The organism is Streptomyces diastaticus subsp. diastaticus, assembly GCF_011170125.1.
GTDB lineage: Bacteria > Actinomycetota > Actinomycetes > Streptomycetales > Streptomycetaceae > Streptomyces > Streptomyces diastaticus.
On record NZ_BLLN01000002.1, the window covers coordinates 806,375 to 822,436 of the forward strand.

Annotated in this window: 14 protein-coding genes; 6 read left to right on the forward strand and 8 right to left on the reverse strand. The window is 74.9% G+C overall.

From position 1 onward, the window contains the following. Positions 1 to 245: 245 nt before the first annotated feature. The 3 genes from Sdia_RS05440 to Sdia_RS05450 all read left to right on the forward strand — a co-directional run bounded on the left by Sdia_RS05440 (position 246) and on the right by Sdia_RS05450 (position 4,131). Positions 246 to 932, forward strand: a complete 687-nt coding sequence (locus Sdia_RS05440) for an NAD(P)-dependent oxidoreductase (protein ID WP_189500079.1) — start codon at positions 246 to 248, stop codon at positions 930 to 932. A 55-nt stretch (positions 933 to 987) separates the two neighbouring features. Continuing rightward, positions 988 to 2,205: a PP2C family protein-serine/threonine phosphatase gene (locus Sdia_RS05445; protein WP_115068915.1), complete on the forward strand. Its 1,218-nt coding sequence runs from the start codon at positions 988 to 990 to the stop codon at positions 2,203 to 2,205. Between the two features lie 885 nt (positions 2,206 to 3,090). Next, complete coding sequence (locus tag Sdia_RS05450; RefSeq protein ID WP_100455481.1) at positions 3,091 to 4,131, forward strand: NAD(P)-dependent alcohol dehydrogenase; 1,041 nt, start codon at positions 3,091 to 3,093, stop codon at positions 4,129 to 4,131. Positions 4,132 to 4,148: 17 nt separating this feature from the next. Here the strand turns inward: Sdia_RS05450 and Sdia_RS05455 are convergent, their stop codons facing one another. The 3 genes from Sdia_RS05455 to Sdia_RS05465 form a co-directional block, all read right to left on the reverse strand. Then, positions 4,149 to 4,445, reverse strand: a complete 297-nt coding sequence (locus Sdia_RS05455; RefSeq protein WP_100455209.1) for a metal-sensitive transcriptional regulator — start codon at positions 4,443 to 4,445, stop codon at positions 4,149 to 4,151. Between the two features lie 113 nt (positions 4,446 to 4,558). Next, positions 4,559 to 6,025 carry a flotillin family protein gene (locus tag Sdia_RS05460; RefSeq protein WP_100455210.1) on the reverse strand — a complete coding sequence of 489 codons (1,467 nt, stop codon included), beginning with the start codon at positions 6,023 to 6,025 and terminating at the stop codon, positions 4,559 to 4,561. A gap of 228 nt (positions 6,026 to 6,253) precedes the next feature. Then, positions 6,254 to 6,751: an NfeD C-terminal domain-containing protein gene (locus Sdia_RS05465; protein ID WP_100455211.1), complete on the reverse strand. Its 498-nt coding sequence runs from the start codon at positions 6,749 to 6,751 to the stop codon at positions 6,254 to 6,256. Positions 6,752 to 7,527: 776 nt separating this feature from the next. Between Sdia_RS05465 and Sdia_RS05470 the strand changes: the two genes are divergently transcribed. Continuing rightward, on the forward strand, positions 7,528 to 8,370 hold the full coding sequence (locus Sdia_RS05470; RefSeq protein WP_100455212.1) for an alpha/beta hydrolase: 843 nt from the start codon (positions 7,528 to 7,530) through the stop codon (positions 8,368 to 8,370). A gap of 160 nt (positions 8,371 to 8,530) precedes the next feature. Here Sdia_RS05470 and Sdia_RS05475 read toward each other — a convergent pair whose 3' ends face one another. The 5 genes from Sdia_RS05475 to Sdia_RS05495 form a co-directional block, all read right to left on the reverse strand. Next, a complete protein-coding gene (locus Sdia_RS05475) occupies positions 8,531 to 10,066 on the reverse strand; it encodes an LCP family protein (protein ID WP_189500080.1) in 1,536 nt (511 codons plus the stop codon). Positions 10,067 to 10,256: 190 nt separating this feature from the next. Then, positions 10,257 to 10,577: a hypothetical protein gene (locus Sdia_RS05480; RefSeq protein WP_100455214.1), complete on the reverse strand. Its 321-nt coding sequence runs from the start codon at positions 10,575 to 10,577 to the stop codon at positions 10,257 to 10,259. A gap of 248 nt (positions 10,578 to 10,825) precedes the next feature. Then, positions 10,826 to 12,766, reverse strand: coding sequence for an ABC transporter permease (locus Sdia_RS05485; protein WP_189500099.1), 1,941 nt, complete (start codon positions 12,764 to 12,766; stop codon positions 10,826 to 10,828). 364 nt (positions 12,767 to 13,130) lie between these two features. Next, positions 13,131 to 13,952, reverse strand: coding sequence for a molybdate ABC transporter substrate-binding protein (gene modA, locus Sdia_RS05490; RefSeq protein WP_115068912.1), 822 nt, complete (start codon positions 13,950 to 13,952; stop codon positions 13,131 to 13,133). Positions 13,953 to 14,125: 173 nt separating this feature from the next. Next, a complete protein-coding gene (locus Sdia_RS05495) occupies positions 14,126 to 14,521 on the reverse strand; it encodes a TOBE domain-containing protein (RefSeq protein ID WP_100455216.1) in 396 nt (131 codons plus the stop codon). A 176-nt stretch (positions 14,522 to 14,697) separates the two neighbouring features. On the opposite strand from Sdia_RS05495, the gene Sdia_RS05500 reads away from it, so the two are divergent. Both Sdia_RS05500 and Sdia_RS05505 read left to right on the forward strand, forming a co-directional pair. Beyond that, positions 14,698 to 15,141 carry a YunG family protein gene (locus Sdia_RS05500; protein ID WP_100455483.1) on the forward strand — a complete coding sequence of 148 codons (444 nt, stop codon included), beginning with the start codon at positions 14,698 to 14,700 and terminating at the stop codon, positions 15,139 to 15,141. A gap of 110 nt (positions 15,142 to 15,251) precedes the next feature. Beyond that, positions 15,252 to 15,908 carry an HD domain-containing protein gene (locus tag Sdia_RS05505; protein ID WP_185393167.1) on the forward strand — a complete coding sequence of 219 codons (657 nt, stop codon included), beginning with the start codon at positions 15,252 to 15,254 and terminating at the stop codon, positions 15,906 to 15,908. Positions 15,909 to 16,062: the final 154 nt, after the last annotated feature.

Sequence of the window (16,062 nt, forward strand, 5' to 3'; positions counted from 1 at the left end):
ACGGCCGGGCAGGCGCCGATGTTTCACGTGAAACATCGCCAAGGTCCCGGTCCTCCGGAGATGTTTCACGTGAAACATCTCCGGGCGGCAGGCGGTTGACGGCCGCGGAGAGTTTCGCAGCCGGAAGAACGACCGAGTGGGAGGCGCCAGATGGGGCGGCGGACGAAGACCGTGAGCGGCGCGGAGACCGGAGTGCTCGGGCCGAGGCGCGGGCGGGCCAGGCAGGACGTGGGAGAGAGATCCCGATGAAGATCGTGGTGTTCGGGGCCACCGGCATGATCGGCAGCCGGATCACCGCCGAGGCGGTGCACCGGGGCCATGAGGTGCTGGCGGTCAGCCGGAGCGGCGGCGCGCCCGTACCGGGTGCGGTGGTGACGGTGGGCGACGCGGGCGACCCGGAGCGGGTGCGTGAACTGGCGGTGGACGCCGACGCGGTCATCTCCGCCGTCGCTCCGCCCCGTGACGGCTCCGACCCGGGCGAGGTCTTCCTGGCGGTCAACGTCGCGCTGGCCGAGGGCGTGAGCGCGGCCGCCGCCACCACGCCCGGGCCCGCCACGGGAGCGGGTGCGGGGCGGCTGGTCGTGGTCGGTGGCGCGGGCAGTCTGGAGGTGGCGCCGGACCGTCCGCTGGTCGAGGAGGAGGGCTTCCCCGAGGCGTACCGGCCGGAGGCGCTGGCCCAGCAGGATGTCCTCTGGTTCTACCGGGACATCGACGACCCGGGGCTGGACTGGACGTACGTCTCCCCGGCGCCGGAGATCGCTCCCGGTGAGCGGACCGGGCACTACCGGATCGGCGGCGACGGACTGCTGACGGCGGAGGGGGCGGGCGGCAGCCACGCCTCGGGGATCAGCGCCGAGGACTTCGCGGTGGCCGTGGTCGACGAGGCGGAACTCCACCGTCATCCGCGTACCCGGATCTCGGTGGCGTACTGAGCCACGGAGCTGGCCCGTTGGCGTGGCGAGGAGAAGCAGGCGGGAGGTGGGGACGATGCGGCGGGTGCAGGGGGACGCGACGAGAGTGAGCCGGCTCGGTCGCGTACCCGCGTTCCCGCCGACGTGGCTGCGTGGACGGGATGCCGTCCGGGTCCTTCCCGCGGTGCTTCTCGTCCTGATCGTTCTCGGTGACCTGTGGACCAGTAGCGGGTTCCGGATGATCACCTGGGTGGTGATGGTCCCCGCCCTGACGGCCGCGCTCGCCGGGGTGGGCGGCACCGTCGTCTTCTCGGTGCTCTCCCTGGCCGCCTACCTGTTGGTGGACACGGTCCTCCACCCGGTTCCCGAGACGGGGCTGCCCGGCTTCCTCCTGGTGGTGGCGGCCGGTTCGACGTCGGTCGCCGCCTGCGCGGTCCGCCGGGCCAACGAGCGGCGCGCGGAGAGGCTCGCCCTCGTCGCCGACGTCGTCCGCGACACCGTGCTGCGGCCCCTCCCCTTCCAGTGGGGCGGCCTCGACTGGTCGGCGCTGTACGTGACCGCCGACCGTGTCGCGCGGGTGGGCGGTGACTTCTACGACCTCCAACCGAGCCCGCACGGCACCCGGGTGGTCCTCGGCGACGTACAGGGCAAGGGAATCGGCGCGGTGGCCGCGGTGGCGGTGCTGCTGGGCACGTTCCGTGAGGCCGCGTATCACGAGGGGCTGCTGCGGGACGTCGCCCGCCGCCTGGAGACCCGGATGAAGCGCCAGCAGGCGTACAGCCGCTTCATCGGCCGGAACGAGAGTGACCGGTTCGCGACGGCGGTGGTGCTCTCCTTCGACCCGGTGGAGCCCGGCACGGTGCGACGGGGCGTCTCCGGGATGGACCTGGCGACGCTGGGCCACGAGCCGCCGCTGGCCGTCGGCCCGGACGGGGTGCGTGCTCTGCCGTCCACGGGCGGCGTGCCACTGGGCATGGGCGAGCTGGCCTGCGACCCGCCCGGCAGCGGCCCCCGGATCGCTCGCGACGGTCTGGCACCCGACGAGACGCTGCTGCTCTTCACCGACGGCGTCACCGAGGCCCGAGACAGGACCGGCGCGTTCTATCCGCTCCAGCAGGACCTCGCTCGAGCCGTCGCCGAGGACCCCGGCCTGACCCAGCCGGAGCGCCTGGTCCGCTACGTCCGCGACGCCGTGGACCGCCACGTCAGCGGCGCCCGCTGGGAATCCGACGACCTCACCCTCCTGGCCCTCAGGCCCCTACCGGTCGAGCCGCCACGCGAAGCGTTCCCGTAGACCGGCCGTCCCAGCCGGGGGAGGGGCGTCAGTGCCCTCGCCGGCCCGAAGCGGCGAGAGCGCTGCGGGCGCCGGGCCTGACCGCCTGCGGTGGCCCGAAGCGGCGAGAGCGCTGCGGGCGCCGGACCTGACCGCCTGCGGTGGCCCGGCGGAACGCGGCCGGTCGAACCGGCTGGCGCGGTGCACGACCAGCGGGCGTGGTCGGGCCCGGGGTGCCGGAGACGCGCGGACGAGACCACCTCGGTCCTGGAGAGCCGGCGCTCTCGACCGCACCGGGGAGGCCAGGCCTCAGCCGCCGCACCGCCGACGCCACCGCCGAGCCAGCGCCGACGCCGAGCCAGCGCCGACGCCAGGCGCGGCGGACGGCCGCGACGAGGCCGCTCCGCAGACGAGGCGCTCCGCAGACGGCGCCCCCGCGCAGGGCGGTCGCCCACGCGCCGGTCCTCCGCCCGGGGCCGTCCGCCTCGCCAGTTGCCCGCCCCGCCGGTCGCCGCAGCCGGAGCCGCCCCGCCCACGGCACCCCACCGTCGTGGGCCGCGCGCAGGCGCCGCCTCGCACCCGGCGAACTCCGGCGTCGGTCGCCCCTCTCGTCCCGGATCGCGGGATCGGCGCGGAGGCGGGAGGGTGGAAGGAGTGTCCGCGTGGCCGGGCGGACCGGCGGGTGCGCCCGGCGCGGGGCACGCGAGAGGGCGTCCGCGGCGGGCGGCGGCGGGCGGGACCGGCTCGCCGTACGCGCGCGGTCGACCCGCTTCCGGCGCCCAGCCGGGTGGCGCCCATCGGCTCGTCCGGCACCCGTACCGGGCGCCGGGTCGCCGGACCGAAGGCCCGGCCAGCGCACCGACGTGGAGGAGAGAGATGAGTCAGCCCGAGGAGCTCCCCGAGACGATGAAGGCGGTCCAGTACCGCGAGGTCGGCACGGCGCCCGAGGTGGTGGAGATACCCGTGCCGCGGCCCGGGCCGGGGGAGGTGCTGCTCAAGGTCACCGCCGCCGGCGTCTGCCACTCCGACATCGCGGTGATGAGCTGGCCCGCCGAGCAGGTGCCCTTCCCGCTGCCGCTGACCCTCGGCCACGAGGGCGCCGGGGTGGTCGCGGAGGTGGGCGAGGGGGTCGACACGGTGCGGCTGGGGGACGCCGTGGTGGTCTACGGGCCCTGGGGCTGCGGGACCTGTGTGAAGTGCGCGCAGGGCAAGGAGAACTACTGCCTGCGCGCCGAGGAGCTGAAGATCCTGCCGCCCGGCCTGGGTGCCCCCGGAGCCATGGCCGAGTACATGATCGTCGACTCGCCGCGGCACCTGATCCCGCTCGGCGGCCTCGACCCGGTGCGGACCGTACCGCTGACCGACGCGGGCCTCACCCCGTACCACGCGATCAAGCGGTCGATGCCGAAGCTGGTGCCCGGCTCGACCTCCGTGGTCATCGGCGCGGGCGGCCTCGGCCATGTCGGCATCCAACTGCTGCGGGCCATGACCGGGACCCGGGTGATCGCGCTGGACGTCTCCGAGGAGAAGCTCGCGCTGGCCCGCGAGGTCGGCGCGCACGAGGCGCTGATCTCCGACGACGAGGCGGTCGGGCGCATCCGCGAGCTGACCGGCGGGCGGGGCGCGGACGCCGTCTTCGACTTCGTCGGTGTGCCCCCGACCACCGCCATCGCCCAGCAGTGCGCCGGAGTCGAGAGCGATGTGACGATCGTCGGCATCGGCGGCGGCTCGGTCGAGGTGGGCTTCGGCACCACGGCCTACGAGACGGTGGTCACCGCCCCGTACTGGGGCAGCCGCAGCGAACTCGTCGAGGTCTACGACCTGGCCCGGGGCGGCGACATCACCGTGCACGTCGAGACGTACACCCTGGAGGAGGCCCCGAAGGCGTACGAGCGGCTGCACGCCAACGAGGTGCGCGGCCGTGCCGTGATCGTGCCCGGGAGCTGACCCGCGGGCCGGGGTGCTCAGGCCAGGGAGAGGAAGAGCTTCTCCAGACGGGCCCGCATCTCCTCGCGGGACTCCGGGGTGGTGGCGTTCTCCCCGTCCCGCAGGTCGTCGGTCAGACACTGCTGGAGCCCGGTGGCGATGATGGCGAAGCCGGCCCGGTCCAGCGCGCGGGAGGCGGCGGCCAGCTGTGTCACGACGTCCTCGCAGTCCCGCCCCTCCTCGATCATGCGGGCGACGCCCGCGATCTGGCCCTGGGCCCGCTTGAGACGGTTCAGTACGGACTTCAGGTCCGACTCGGCGAGTTCCAGTTGCACGGGGGCTCCTTCGTAGGTGTTCCCTCCCAGGATGACACCGGGAGGAGACGGACACGGAAAGGCTCCGGTGCCCCGAGGGCGGCCGGAGCCTTTCCGCGCGGCGGGCGCGCGCGTCAGTCGCGGATGTCGATCTTCTGCTCGCCGCCGTCGGCCGCGTCCTGGGCGGCCGGGGCGTCCTGCGCGGGAGCCTGGGCGGGGACGGTGGACGTCCCCTCCTTGGCGGTGATGCCCTTGAGGACGCTGGTCAGGTCCATCCCGGTGGTGGACTGGAGCAGCTCCATGCCCTGCGTGACGTTGTCCACCACGGTGCGGGAGAGCTTGGAGGCACCGTCGGTGGAGATCACCGTCATCTTGTCGACGGCGCTCAGCGGCTCGGACGCCTTGGCGACGACCTGCGGCAGCACCTCGACCAGCATCTGGAGGACGGCCGCGTCGCCGTACTGGGCGAACGCGTCGGCCTTCTTCCGCATGGCCTCGGCCTCGGCCGACCCCTTGGCCGCGATGGCGGCCGCGTCGGCCTCACCCTCGATGCGCACGGCGTCGGCGAGCGCGGCACGGTGCGCCTTCTCACCCTCACCGGTCAGGCGGGCCCGCTGCGCGTCGGCCTCGGCCTCCTTGACCTGGGCGATCCGGCGGGCCTCCGCCTCCTGCTCGGCCTGGTACCGCGCGGCGTCGGCGGGCTTACGCACCTTCGTGTCGAGCTCGCGGTCGGTCAGCGCCGCCTGGCGCTCGGCCACCTTCTCCTGCTCCATCAGCACTTCCTGCTGACGGGCCGCCTCGGCGAGCGGACCGGCGGCGTTCGCCTTGGCCCCGGCCGCCTCCGTCTCGACCTTGATCTCGGCCTGCTTCAGGTAGAAGGTCCGCTCCGCGATGGCGATTTCCTCGGCGGCCTTCAGGCGGGCCTGCTCCGAGGCGCGCTTGGCGATCGCCTCGGCGATGTCGGCCTCCTGCTTGGCGCGGGCGGCCTCGGGACGGCCGAGGTCCTCCAGGTAGGAGCCTTCGGTGGTGATGTCCTGGATCTGGAAGGCGTCCAGGATGAGGCCCTGACCGGAGAGGCTGGTCTCGGCCTCCTCCGCGACCTGCCCGGCGAAGGTGGCGCGGTCGCGGATGATGTCCTCGACCGACATCCGGCCGACGATGGCGCGCAGGGCGCCCGAGAGCACTTCCTGCGTGAAGCCGACGATGCCGCCCTGCTGCTGGAGGAAGCGCTGGGCAGCGGCGCGGATGGCGTCCTCGTTGCCGCCGACCTTGACGATGGCGACGCCTTCGAGGTTGGCCTTGACGCCGCGCAGGGTGACCGCGCCGCGGACGGAGACCGGGATGTGGCGGCTGGAGAGGTCGAGCGTGAAGCGCTGCTGCACGAACGGGACGACGAAGACACCGCCGCCGACGACGACCTTCTGCCCGCTGTTGTCGGTGATGACGCGGCCGGTGTCCGGGTCGGTGGACTTCTTGCCCCGACGGCCGGTGATGATGAACGCCTCGCTGGGACCGGCGACCTTGTACCGGGTGATCACCACCAGGGCGAGCAGGACGAGGAGCACCACGGCCCCTACGACTGCGGAGACGACTGGACTCATTGGGCTTCCCCCAAGCCGTCCGGGGGACGGCTGATAGTGCGGACAGTGCGGTCGGGCGGAGCCGCGGCGGCGCGGCCGCCTTCCGGCACGGGCCGATGTCTCACGTGCGACATCCTGCCGCCGCGCGGCGGCGTTTCCCGCGGGGCGTCCGGATGTTCCACGTGAGACATCGGCCGGCGCGAAAGGCGGGCCGCCACCGGAGGCTCCTCCGGCCCGGTCCCGCCGCCGTCAGCGTTCGACGGGGCGGACGGAGACCGAGGTCGAGGAGAGAGATGCCTCGACCCAGACCTCGGTTCCCCTGGTGAGGGGAGCGGTGGATTTGGCGGACAGCTTCAGCGGCTGACCGCCGAGGTGCACCAGCACCTCGCCGTACCCGCTCGCCGGGATGGCGGTGACCACGGAGCCGGCCGTGCCCACCAGATCGGCCGAGCGGGGTGTCGCGTCGGTCTGCTCACGCATCAGGGCCTTGCTCAGCTTGAGCACGACCCAACCGGTCACCAACCCGGCCAGGACACCGACGGCTGTCGCGCCGGCCACGCCGATTCCGGTGGTCCCCAGTACGACCGCCCCACCGAACCCGAGCATCGACACGAACCCGGCAATGGCGGGCAGGGAGAGCAGGCCGTCGAGGAAGTCCCCGAAGAATCCCTCCAGGACGCCGTCGAAGATCAGGGACAGGACCAGCAGGACGATTCCCGCGATGCCCAGACCAAGAAACAGGGTCACGATCTTCCCCTCCCCGTGTCGCCGTTTCCCTCCCGCGCCACCGCGCCCCCGTTCTCCGGCGGCGGTTGCTCCGGAGCCGGCGGTCCTGATCTCCGCCGTGCCGCTCTGGTGGCCGCTCCGCGTTCCTGGTGCGCGTGGCAGAGTGAGAAGCCGGTGCCGTGACTCTCCTGAATGGTCCCATAGGCCCGGCGGAAAAGACATTGCCGATCACCGGCAATCTTGACGCTTTCTTAATGCCGTGAACCCGCCGTCGCGCCGTCCCCGCGAGCCGCCGCCCCCGGTGCCCGGCTTTCCCGCACCGGCAATCCGAGGCCATGGGTGGCAACGGGACGGGAGGGCGTGCTCTGATGTCCCTTCGGCCGACGCGGGCGACGCCACGGGCAGCGTCCGCGAGGGGCCGACCGCGACCGGGGTTCCAGCACAGGGCCCCCGGTGGGGCGGCCCCTGTTCCTCCCACCGCCGAGCCGGCCCGCCACGGCCCTCCCGGGCGGGCTCCGGCCCCGGCCCGGCGGCACCCATCCGGATCGTCGTCGGGTCCGAACAAGGGACAGGCGGGAGCGGGACGAAGGCCGGTGGCCCACGGACCGGGCCCGCTTGCGAGCGGCCCCGGGGGCCGCGCCGGCCACCCGACGCCCACCCCCACCTCAGCCGTCGCCGAGACCGTCCCTCCGGCGGCCGACCGCCCGACCACCCACACCCGACCCACCGTCACGAACAGCGCCGCAGCCGGCGTCCCGCGCAGGGGCCGGGCCGCGGCCCATGGGGGAGATTCCGACATGAGGACAGAGCGGGCCCAGGACTCCGAGCCGCCGCCCCGCACGGCCGCCGCGCCGGAGGAGGCGCCCCCGGGGCGGCCCGGGCAGGACGCCGCGCGGCCCGGCCTCGACGGCCTGCCGCGCCAGGGCGGTCGCGGCGCGGGAGGCGGCGACGGGCCGGAGGCCGTGGTGATGCTGCTGCACGGCGGGCGGGAGGCCGGACTGGAGGCGCCACCGCCGTGGAACCTGCCCGGCCTGCGGATGCGGCCCTTCGGACGGTCCATCGCCCGCGCCACCCGCGGTCACGACGTCCGGCTGACCGCGGTGCGCTACACCCACCGGGGCTGGAACGGAACCCGTGAGGACCCGCTCCGGGACGCCCGCCGCGCCCTGGACGCCGTGGCGGAGGCGTACGGCGAGGTCCCGGTGATCCTCGTCGGCCACTCCATGGGCGGTCGCGCCGCGCTGCGTGCCGCCGGGCACCCGCTGGTACGCGGCGTCGTCGGCCTCGCCCCCTGGTGTCCGCCCGGCGACCCGGTGACACAGCTCGCCGGCCGCTCGGTGGTGCTGCTGCACAGCGACCGCGACCACACCACGAGCCCGCTCGCCTCGCAGACGACGGCGACCCGGGCTCGCCGCGCCGGGGCACGGACCTGCTCGGTGACGATCCGCGGCAGCGACCACGCGATGCTCCGGCGCGCCCCCGTCTGGCACCGGCTCACCGCCGACCTGGTCACCGGTCTCCTCGGTCACGGCCCGCTCCCCCCGGCGGTCGACGCCGCTCTGCGACTGCCCCCGGGCACCTCGGGGCCCGAGGGCAATCTCGACCTGGACCGGATCACCGGCCCCCACGACGCGCGCTGAGCACCTGCCCGTACGCGCGCGCCCGGCCACCGGCAGCGGCCGCCCCCTCGGGGACGGCTTCACGTCCGGCCCGGCGCCCACGGCGCCGGGTACGCACTCCCACGGCGCCGGGAGGGCCGGCCGGCCGCCACGGACACCGCACAGGACGCGGGGACTTCCCTCAGGACAGGTCGTCGCAGAGGTCGTCGTCGGCCGAGCGGGCGCCGTCGGCCACCTCGGCCGGGACGCCGGTCGGCTGCGGCGAGGCCGGTGCCTCGGGTCCGTCGCCGGGGTTCTCGGCGTAGGAGCGGCCGACGGTGATGTCGATGCCGGGGGTCGTCGCCTCGACGAGACGGGCGCCGGGGAAGAGCCGGCTGGCCGTCCGGGCGCGCTCCGCCTCGCCGGGCCCGTGGGTGATGAGGGTGACCGGATGGTCCTGCCGGGGCGCGTTGCCGTAGGAGCTGACGGTGAAGCCGTGTTCGGTGAGTCGGGTGGCGGCGCGGGCGGCGAGGCCGCCGGTGGTGGTGCCGTTGTGGACGGTGACGGTGGTGCCGGTGCCGTCGACGGGCCCGGCCGCGTCCGGGGAGGTGTCGGCGGCCGGGCGGGCCTCCCCGCGGCCTCCGGCGTTCTTGCCGTCGAGGGTGCGGTCGGTGCGGAGCGCGTGCCAGAGCGCGGCCGCGTCCGGCTCGACGACGGCCACCCGGTTCCCCTCGTAACGCCAGGGGATGGTGAGGAACTTGGTGTTGTCGAGGTCGATGTCCTTCAGGCCCATGGCGAAGCTGAGGAGTTTGTCGGCGGAGCCGAGGCCCGGGTCGACCGTCATCGACTTGGTGGCCGCGTCGGCGAGCGGCAGGAGCTTGCCCGGGGTGAGCCCGTCCTCCTTGATCTTCTTCATCAGGCTTCCCACGAACGCCTGCTGGCGTTTGATGCGGCCGAGGTCGGAGCCGTCGCCGATGCCGTGCCGGATGCGGACGTAGTCCAGTGCCCGACGCCCGGAGACGTTCTGCTCGCCCCGGGCGAAGACGCGCTCGCCCCGGGTGGCGCGCTTGGGGTCGAGGTCGCGCTCGTATATGTCCTGGGGGACGCAGACGCGGACGCCGCCGACCACCTCGGTGAGGTCGGAGAAGCCCTTGAAGTCGATGACGAGGGTGTGGTCGACGCGCAGCCCCGTCAGCTGCTCCACGGTGTTCTGCGTGCAGGCCGGATTCCCCTCGGCCGTCTCGCCCACGGTGTACGCGGTGTTGAACATGGCGCGCGGCTTCGGCTGCGTCCACGTACCGTCCGGCAGGCGGCAACTCGGGATCGGCACCAGGGTGTCGCGCGGGATGGAGACCGCGACGGCGTGCTGGGCGTCGGCGTAGACGTGCAGCAGCAGCGCGGTGTCGGAGCGGCCGATGTCGTCCTTGTCGCCGCCGCCGAGGGCGGCGTTGCCGCCGGTGCGGCTGTCGGAGCCGAGCAGCAGGATGTTCTGCCCGGCCGAGGTGTCCGGGGGCCGGTCGTCGGCGACGCCCTCCTGGCCGAACGTGCCGAGGTTCCCGCCGAGTTTGAGGTAGAGCCAGCCGCCGCCCGCGGTGGCGAGCAGCACCAGGGACAGGCCGAGCAGCAGGACGGGCCGGGCCTTGCGGCGGCCCCCGGGCACCGTCGCGGAACCCCCCTCGGGCCCGCTCCCGCCGCGCTCCGCGCCCTTGTCCGGTCCGCGCCGTCGGCTGCCGGTCATCGGGTCACTCCCCCTTCTGCGCACCTCGCCGCTTCTGTACGGCCTTGCGCAATGTAGCCACTCCCGTCGGGCACGGGGAATCCTTCGCGGGTATCCCACCGGTTCGTGCGGGGCCGCGACGGGCCGCCCCGTGCGGGAACGATCGGGGGCTGCCCGGAGTCCCGGCCGCGCGCACGGGGCCGGGCGTCCGTCAGGGGCTCGCGTGGTCGTAGCCGTAGCGGAGCGGCTCGTGGTGGACGCGTGGGTCGCGCCGGTACACGTAGAGCGCGTCGGCGCGGAACGGCGTCGGTCCGTCCTCCGGGCGGCACGGGTACGTCACCTGCACCACCGCCGGTCGGTCCAGGACGCGCAGCCGGGTGCCGTGCGCGGGACCGCCGTCCAGCAGCGCCGACTCCTCGACGGCGGAGACGGGCGCGGCAACGGGTCCGGGAACGGCCAAGACGTCCGGAGCGGGGACGGGTGCGGCGGTCGGGGGGCGGCGCTGGGCTTCGCCGGTTCCGTAGCTGTGCATGGAACGACCTTATGCAGCGGGCCTGTTCAGCTCCACGGTGCCGGACCCGCTCTGCCGGAGGCGGCCGGAACCCGGCCCCCGCGCTGTCTCGTTGCCGCCGTACGGCGCCGGAACCGTCGCCGACTCGGGCGCCCGTCCGCCCGGTCCGCCCCGCTCCGGCCGACGGCCACGGCACGCACCGGCGTCACGCCCCGGCGCGTCCGGCCCCCAGACAACCGGCGGGCGCCCGTCGGTCACTGGCGCCGTGCTCACAGCCCCACCACCGTCACCTCCGTCGCCTTGACCGCCGTCCAGACCCGGCTGCCGTCCGTCAGGCCGAGGTCGGCCGCCGCGGCCGGAGTGATCTCGGCGACCAGGGCCGGCACCTCCGGCGAGGTGATGAGGACCCGCAGTCTGCTGCCCACCGCGGTCAGCTCCCGCACCGTCCCCTGCCAGACGTTCCGCGGGCTGCCTTCCGGGCGGGCCAGGTGGAGCGAGACCGCTTCCGGAGCGATCACCGCGAGGACCGGGGCGCCCGGTTTGGGCGGGAGTTCCCCGCCCGGGGCCGTCATGAGCAGGCCGCCACCCGCCAGCTCCACCGTGCCGCCCGGCCCGGCCGTGCCCTCCCAGGCGTTGCCGCCGAGCATCCTGGCCACCCACGGGGAGCGCGGGTGGCGGGTGACCTCGGCCGGCGGGGCGTCCTGCACCGCGTCGCCGCCCTCCAGCACCAGGACCCGGTCGGCCAGCGAGACGGCCTCCACCGGGTCGTGCGTGACGATCAGGCAGACCCCGCCGAACCCCGCGAGATGGCGCCTGAGGGTGTGCCGCACCCGCGCCCTGGTCGTCTGGTCCAGCGCCGCCAGCGGTTCGTCGAGCAGCAGCAGCCGGGGCCGCGCCGCCAGCGCCCGGGCGAGCGCCACACGCTGGGCCTGGCCGCCGGACAGCTGGGCGGGCCGTCGGTCGGCCAGTTCCCCCACACCGAGCCGCTCCAGCCACTGCTGTGCCAGGAGCCGGGCCTCGGCCCGGGGCACGCCGCGTGCCCGGAGCCCGTAGGCGGTGTTGGACAGGGCCGACAGGTGCGGGAAGAGCGCCCCGTCCTGCGGCACCCACGCCACCTGCCGCCGGTGGGCCGGCAGGCGGGTCACGTCGCGGCCGCCGAGCCGGACCTCGGCGTGGGCGCGTGGGGTCAGACCGAGCAGGGCGCGCAGCAGGGTCGTCTTGCCGGCGCCGTTCGGGCCGACGACGGCGAGGGTGGTGCCGGCGGGCGCGGTGAGCGGGAAGCGGGTGTAGCCGGTGAGTTCGGCGCGCAGGTCGGAGTCCTCGCGGGCCGGCCGGGCGGAGGCCGCCCCGGAGGCCGGCGCGCCCTCGTCGGGAGCGAGGGCTCCGTCGGCCGGGTCCGGGAGGCCGGCGGGCCCGGCCGACGCGCCTTCCGGCGGGGCGGTGCGGGCCTCGCGTACCGCCCCGCCCGTCCACCGGCCGCGCAGCGCCACCAGGACCGCCATCGCGATCACCAGCAGCAGCAGCGAGACCGAGGTGGCTGCCTCGGGGGAGTCCTGGAGGAGGAGGTACACCTGGAGCGGCAGGGTCTGCGTCGCACCGGGCAGGTTCCCCGCGAAGGTGATCGTGGCCCCGAACTCACCCAGGGCCCGCGCCCAGGTCAGGGCCGCTCCGGCGGCCAGTGCGGGGGCGAGCAGCGGCAGCGTCACCGTGGCGAAGACCCGCAGCGGGCCGGCGCCGAGCGAGGCGGCGGTCTCCTCCATCGAGGGGCGCAGCCCGGCGAGCGCGCCCTCCAGGCTGATCACCAGGAACGGCATCGCCACGAAGGCGGCGGCCACCACCGCGCCCGCCGTGTGGAACGGCAGGGTCAGCCCGAAGGCCGACTCCAGCCACGGCCCGAGCACTCCGCGCCGCCCGAAGGCCAGCAGCAGTGCCACACCGCCGACGGTCGGCGGCAGCACCATCGGCAGCAGCACCAGCGAGCGGACCAGTGCCTTGCCGGGGAACGGCACCCGGGCCAGCAGCCAGGCCAGCGGCACCCCCATCACCAGCGAGAGCAGCAGCGCCCAGCCGGAGACGACCAGCGACAGCCGGAGCGCCTCGGTCACCTGGGGGGAGGTCAGGTGGCCTGCCAGGGACGGCCAGTCCGTCCTGGCCAGCACGCCGACCAGCGGGAGCAGCAGGAAGGCGACCCCGGCCAGCGCCGGGACCATCAGCCCCGCCGGGACACCCCGGCGCACGGCCGCGCCGCCCGTGTACCCGCCGGGCCTCTTGGACCGCGCGGCCGCGCGCCGCGCTCCCCGCTCCACGCCTGCCTCACCCCGCTTCACGCCTGCCCCGCCCCGCTCCCGCCTCGCACCCGTGCTCCTCCTCCGTCCACCACGCCCCGCACACCTCGCGTGGCGCGCTTCCTCTGCGGCCTCCCCCGCCGGATCGCGCGCCACACGGGGGCCGCCCGGCCGACGGGAGCGTGCGGCGCACGCGAACACGTGAGCGAGCGCCCTGGTCGGTCAGGGCGCCGGGGCGCGCCCCCTCCTCGGCTCCGTGGATCGCGGCCCGTGACGGGCACCGTCCCGGTCAGGGCTGTTGGAATCCGGCCTTCCGCAGCAGTTCCCGCGCCCTGTCGGACGACAGCCACTCCACGAATTCACCCGCGTCCCGCGCGTGCTCGGAGCCGTTGAGGACGGCCGCCGGGTAGGAGGCGACCGCGTTCTGCGCGTCCGGGATGTCGACGGCGTCGACCTTGTCCGGGACGGTCGCGGCGTCGGTCCGGTAGACGAGGCCCGCGTCGGCCTCGCCCAGCTCGACCTTGCTCAGTACCGCACGGACGCTGACCTCCTGCGAGACCGGTCGCACCGCCAGCTTCCGGGCGTCCAGGATCTGCTTGCCGTACCGCCCGACCGGGACCTCCTCGGCGGCGAGCACCACCTTGAGCTGGTCGTCGGTGAGGTCCTCTAGGGACTCGACCTTCTTCGGATTGCCCTTCTCCACCGCGATGACCAGGCGGTTCCTCGCGATCAAGGTCGGCTCGCCGGTCTCGGCCGCCAGGCCGTCCATGGTCCTGGTGTCGGCGGTGACCAGGGCGTCGGCGGGCGCCCCCTGCCTGACCTGTGCGGCAAGCTCCTGCGAACCGGCGAAGGAGAAGTCGACCTCGACGCCGGGATGCTCCTTCTCGTACGCCTCGCCGGCCTCCTCGAACACGTCGGTGAGCGAGGCGGCGGCGAGCACCGTGAGCCGGGTGTCCTTCTTCCCCGCCCCGGCCGACGCGCCGCCGTCCTGGTCCTTCGGCCCGCCGCCACCGCAGGCGGCGAGGGATGTCAGCAGGGCCACGGTGGCCACGGCGGCCGGAGCCCGGCGGCGGGGCGGACGGGACACACGAAGGGTGGGAGGGCTGGCCATGGGGATCAAGGCTCCTCGGTCCGGAGCGGATGGATCGGGCTGACCGTGCTGACCGGGCCGAAAGCCGGACAGCCCGAAAGGGGCGGGCCGGGACGGTCCGCCCGCGGGGCTTCCCGCCGCGAGCGGGGCGACGGTTGAGCCGGCGTCCGGCGGGCCGTCGGCTGTCGGGGGCCTCAGGTCCGGTCGATGTGCACGTTGGTCGACTTCACCCGGGCCGTGGCCCGCATCCCGACCTCCAGGCCGAGCTCCTCGACGGCCTCCCGGGTCAGCAGCGAGACCAGCCGGTGCGGCCCGGCCTGGATCTCGACCTGTGCCGCGACGTCGCCGAGCCGCACCCCGGTGACGATGCCGGGGAAGGCGTTCCGCGCGGTGGTGTACGGCACTTCCTCGTCGTCCGCGCCCTGCTGCCCCACCTCCACGGCGAAGGCGGCGAGCGCCTGTCCCTCGATGAGGCGCCGGCCGTTGCCGTCGCGGTGCGTGGCGATCCGCCCGGCGTCGGCCCAACGGCGCGCGGTGTCGGGGCTGACGCCGAGGAGCCGGGCCGCCTGGCCGATGGTGTAGGACTGCATGTGCGGCACCGTAAGGCGCCCGGGCTGGCATCTGCAAGGCAGCGGTCGGGATTGTGGGGGCACGCACCAGCTCCCTTGGACGATGCTCCGACCCGCCGTTCCGCAACCACCGTGTGCGCTGTGTGCGCCTGGCCGCGACCGCCGGCTGTCAGTGGCGTCTGCCACCCTCGCACCTCATGACGACCACTCCGGCCACCTCGCCCGCCACCGACCCGGTCCCGCCGGCCCGCCCGCGCCCCTTCCTCCTCGCCGACATCGAGGCCGCCGTCCGGGAGAGCTGGGGCCCGGACACCGCCCCACCGAGCCACCGCCCGCACTGGAGCCCGGACAACCCGGCCCGCGACCAGTGCGGGGTGACCGCGATGGTCCTGAACGACCTGCTCGGCGGCGAACTGCTCCGCGGCGTGGTCCGGGTGGACGGCGTACAGACCGACTTCCACTGGTGGAACAGGCTCGGCGAGGGCGTCGAGATCGACCTCACCCGCGAGCAGTTCGCCCCCGAGGAGATCGTCTCGGCGGGCGAGGTGATCCCGCGCCCGCCCCACTTCACCCGCCTGCGCGAGGAGTACGAGCTGCTGCGCTCGCGCGTGCTGGCCCGGCTGACCCGCCCGGCGGCCTGACCCCGGCGCCCCGCCACCACCCGGGCGGCGCTCCCTCTTGGCGCCCGCCCCTCGTCCCGCCCACACTGGAGGCGCGAGGGAGCCGTACGTCAGTGAGGGAGCGTTGCGCCATGGCAGGGTACGAGAGCGCCGAACCCGAGGTGGCGGGGGTGCGGGTGCCGGACACCCGGCTCGCCGCCGAGGCGACCGAGCTGGTCCGCGAGACGGTGCCGGAGCTGATCTACCACCACTCGCGCCGCGTCTACTACTTCGGCGCCCTGCGCGGCCGGCGGCTCGGCCTGAGCCACGACCCCGAACTCCTCTACCTCGGTGCCATGTTCCACGACCTCGGCCTCGGCGAGGAACACCGGGACAGCGGCCGCCGCTTCGAGGTGGACAGTGCCGACGAGGCCCGCCGCTTCCTCGCCGCCCGGGCGGTCCCCGAGGACAGCATCCGCCGCGTCTGGACCGCCATCGCCCTGCACACCACCCCGGGCATCCCCGAGTTCATGGAACCGGAGGTGGCCCTGGTGACCGCCGGGGTCGAGTACGACGTGCTGGGCCTCGGCTTCGACAGCCTCGACGAGGCCGAGCGGACTGCGGTCGTCGCCCGCCACCCGCGCCCGGACTTCAAGCGGCGCATCCTCGCCGCCTTCACCGAGGGCACCGCCCCCAAGCCGGAGACGACCTTCGGCAACGTCAAGGCCGACGTGCTCGCCCACTTCCTGCCCGGTTTCACCCCGGGCGACTTCGTCACCACCGTCCAGGGGTCGGCGTGGCCGGAGTAGGCACCGCCCCCGCACGTGAGTGACGGCCCCGCGACACACCCCGCCCGGCGACACACCCCGTCAGCATCGGCGGCCCGCTCACTCCGAGGCCGCCCCCTCCGGACGGCCCCGATCCGGACAGCCGCCCGGCGGGTGCGCGCGCGACCGGGCATCC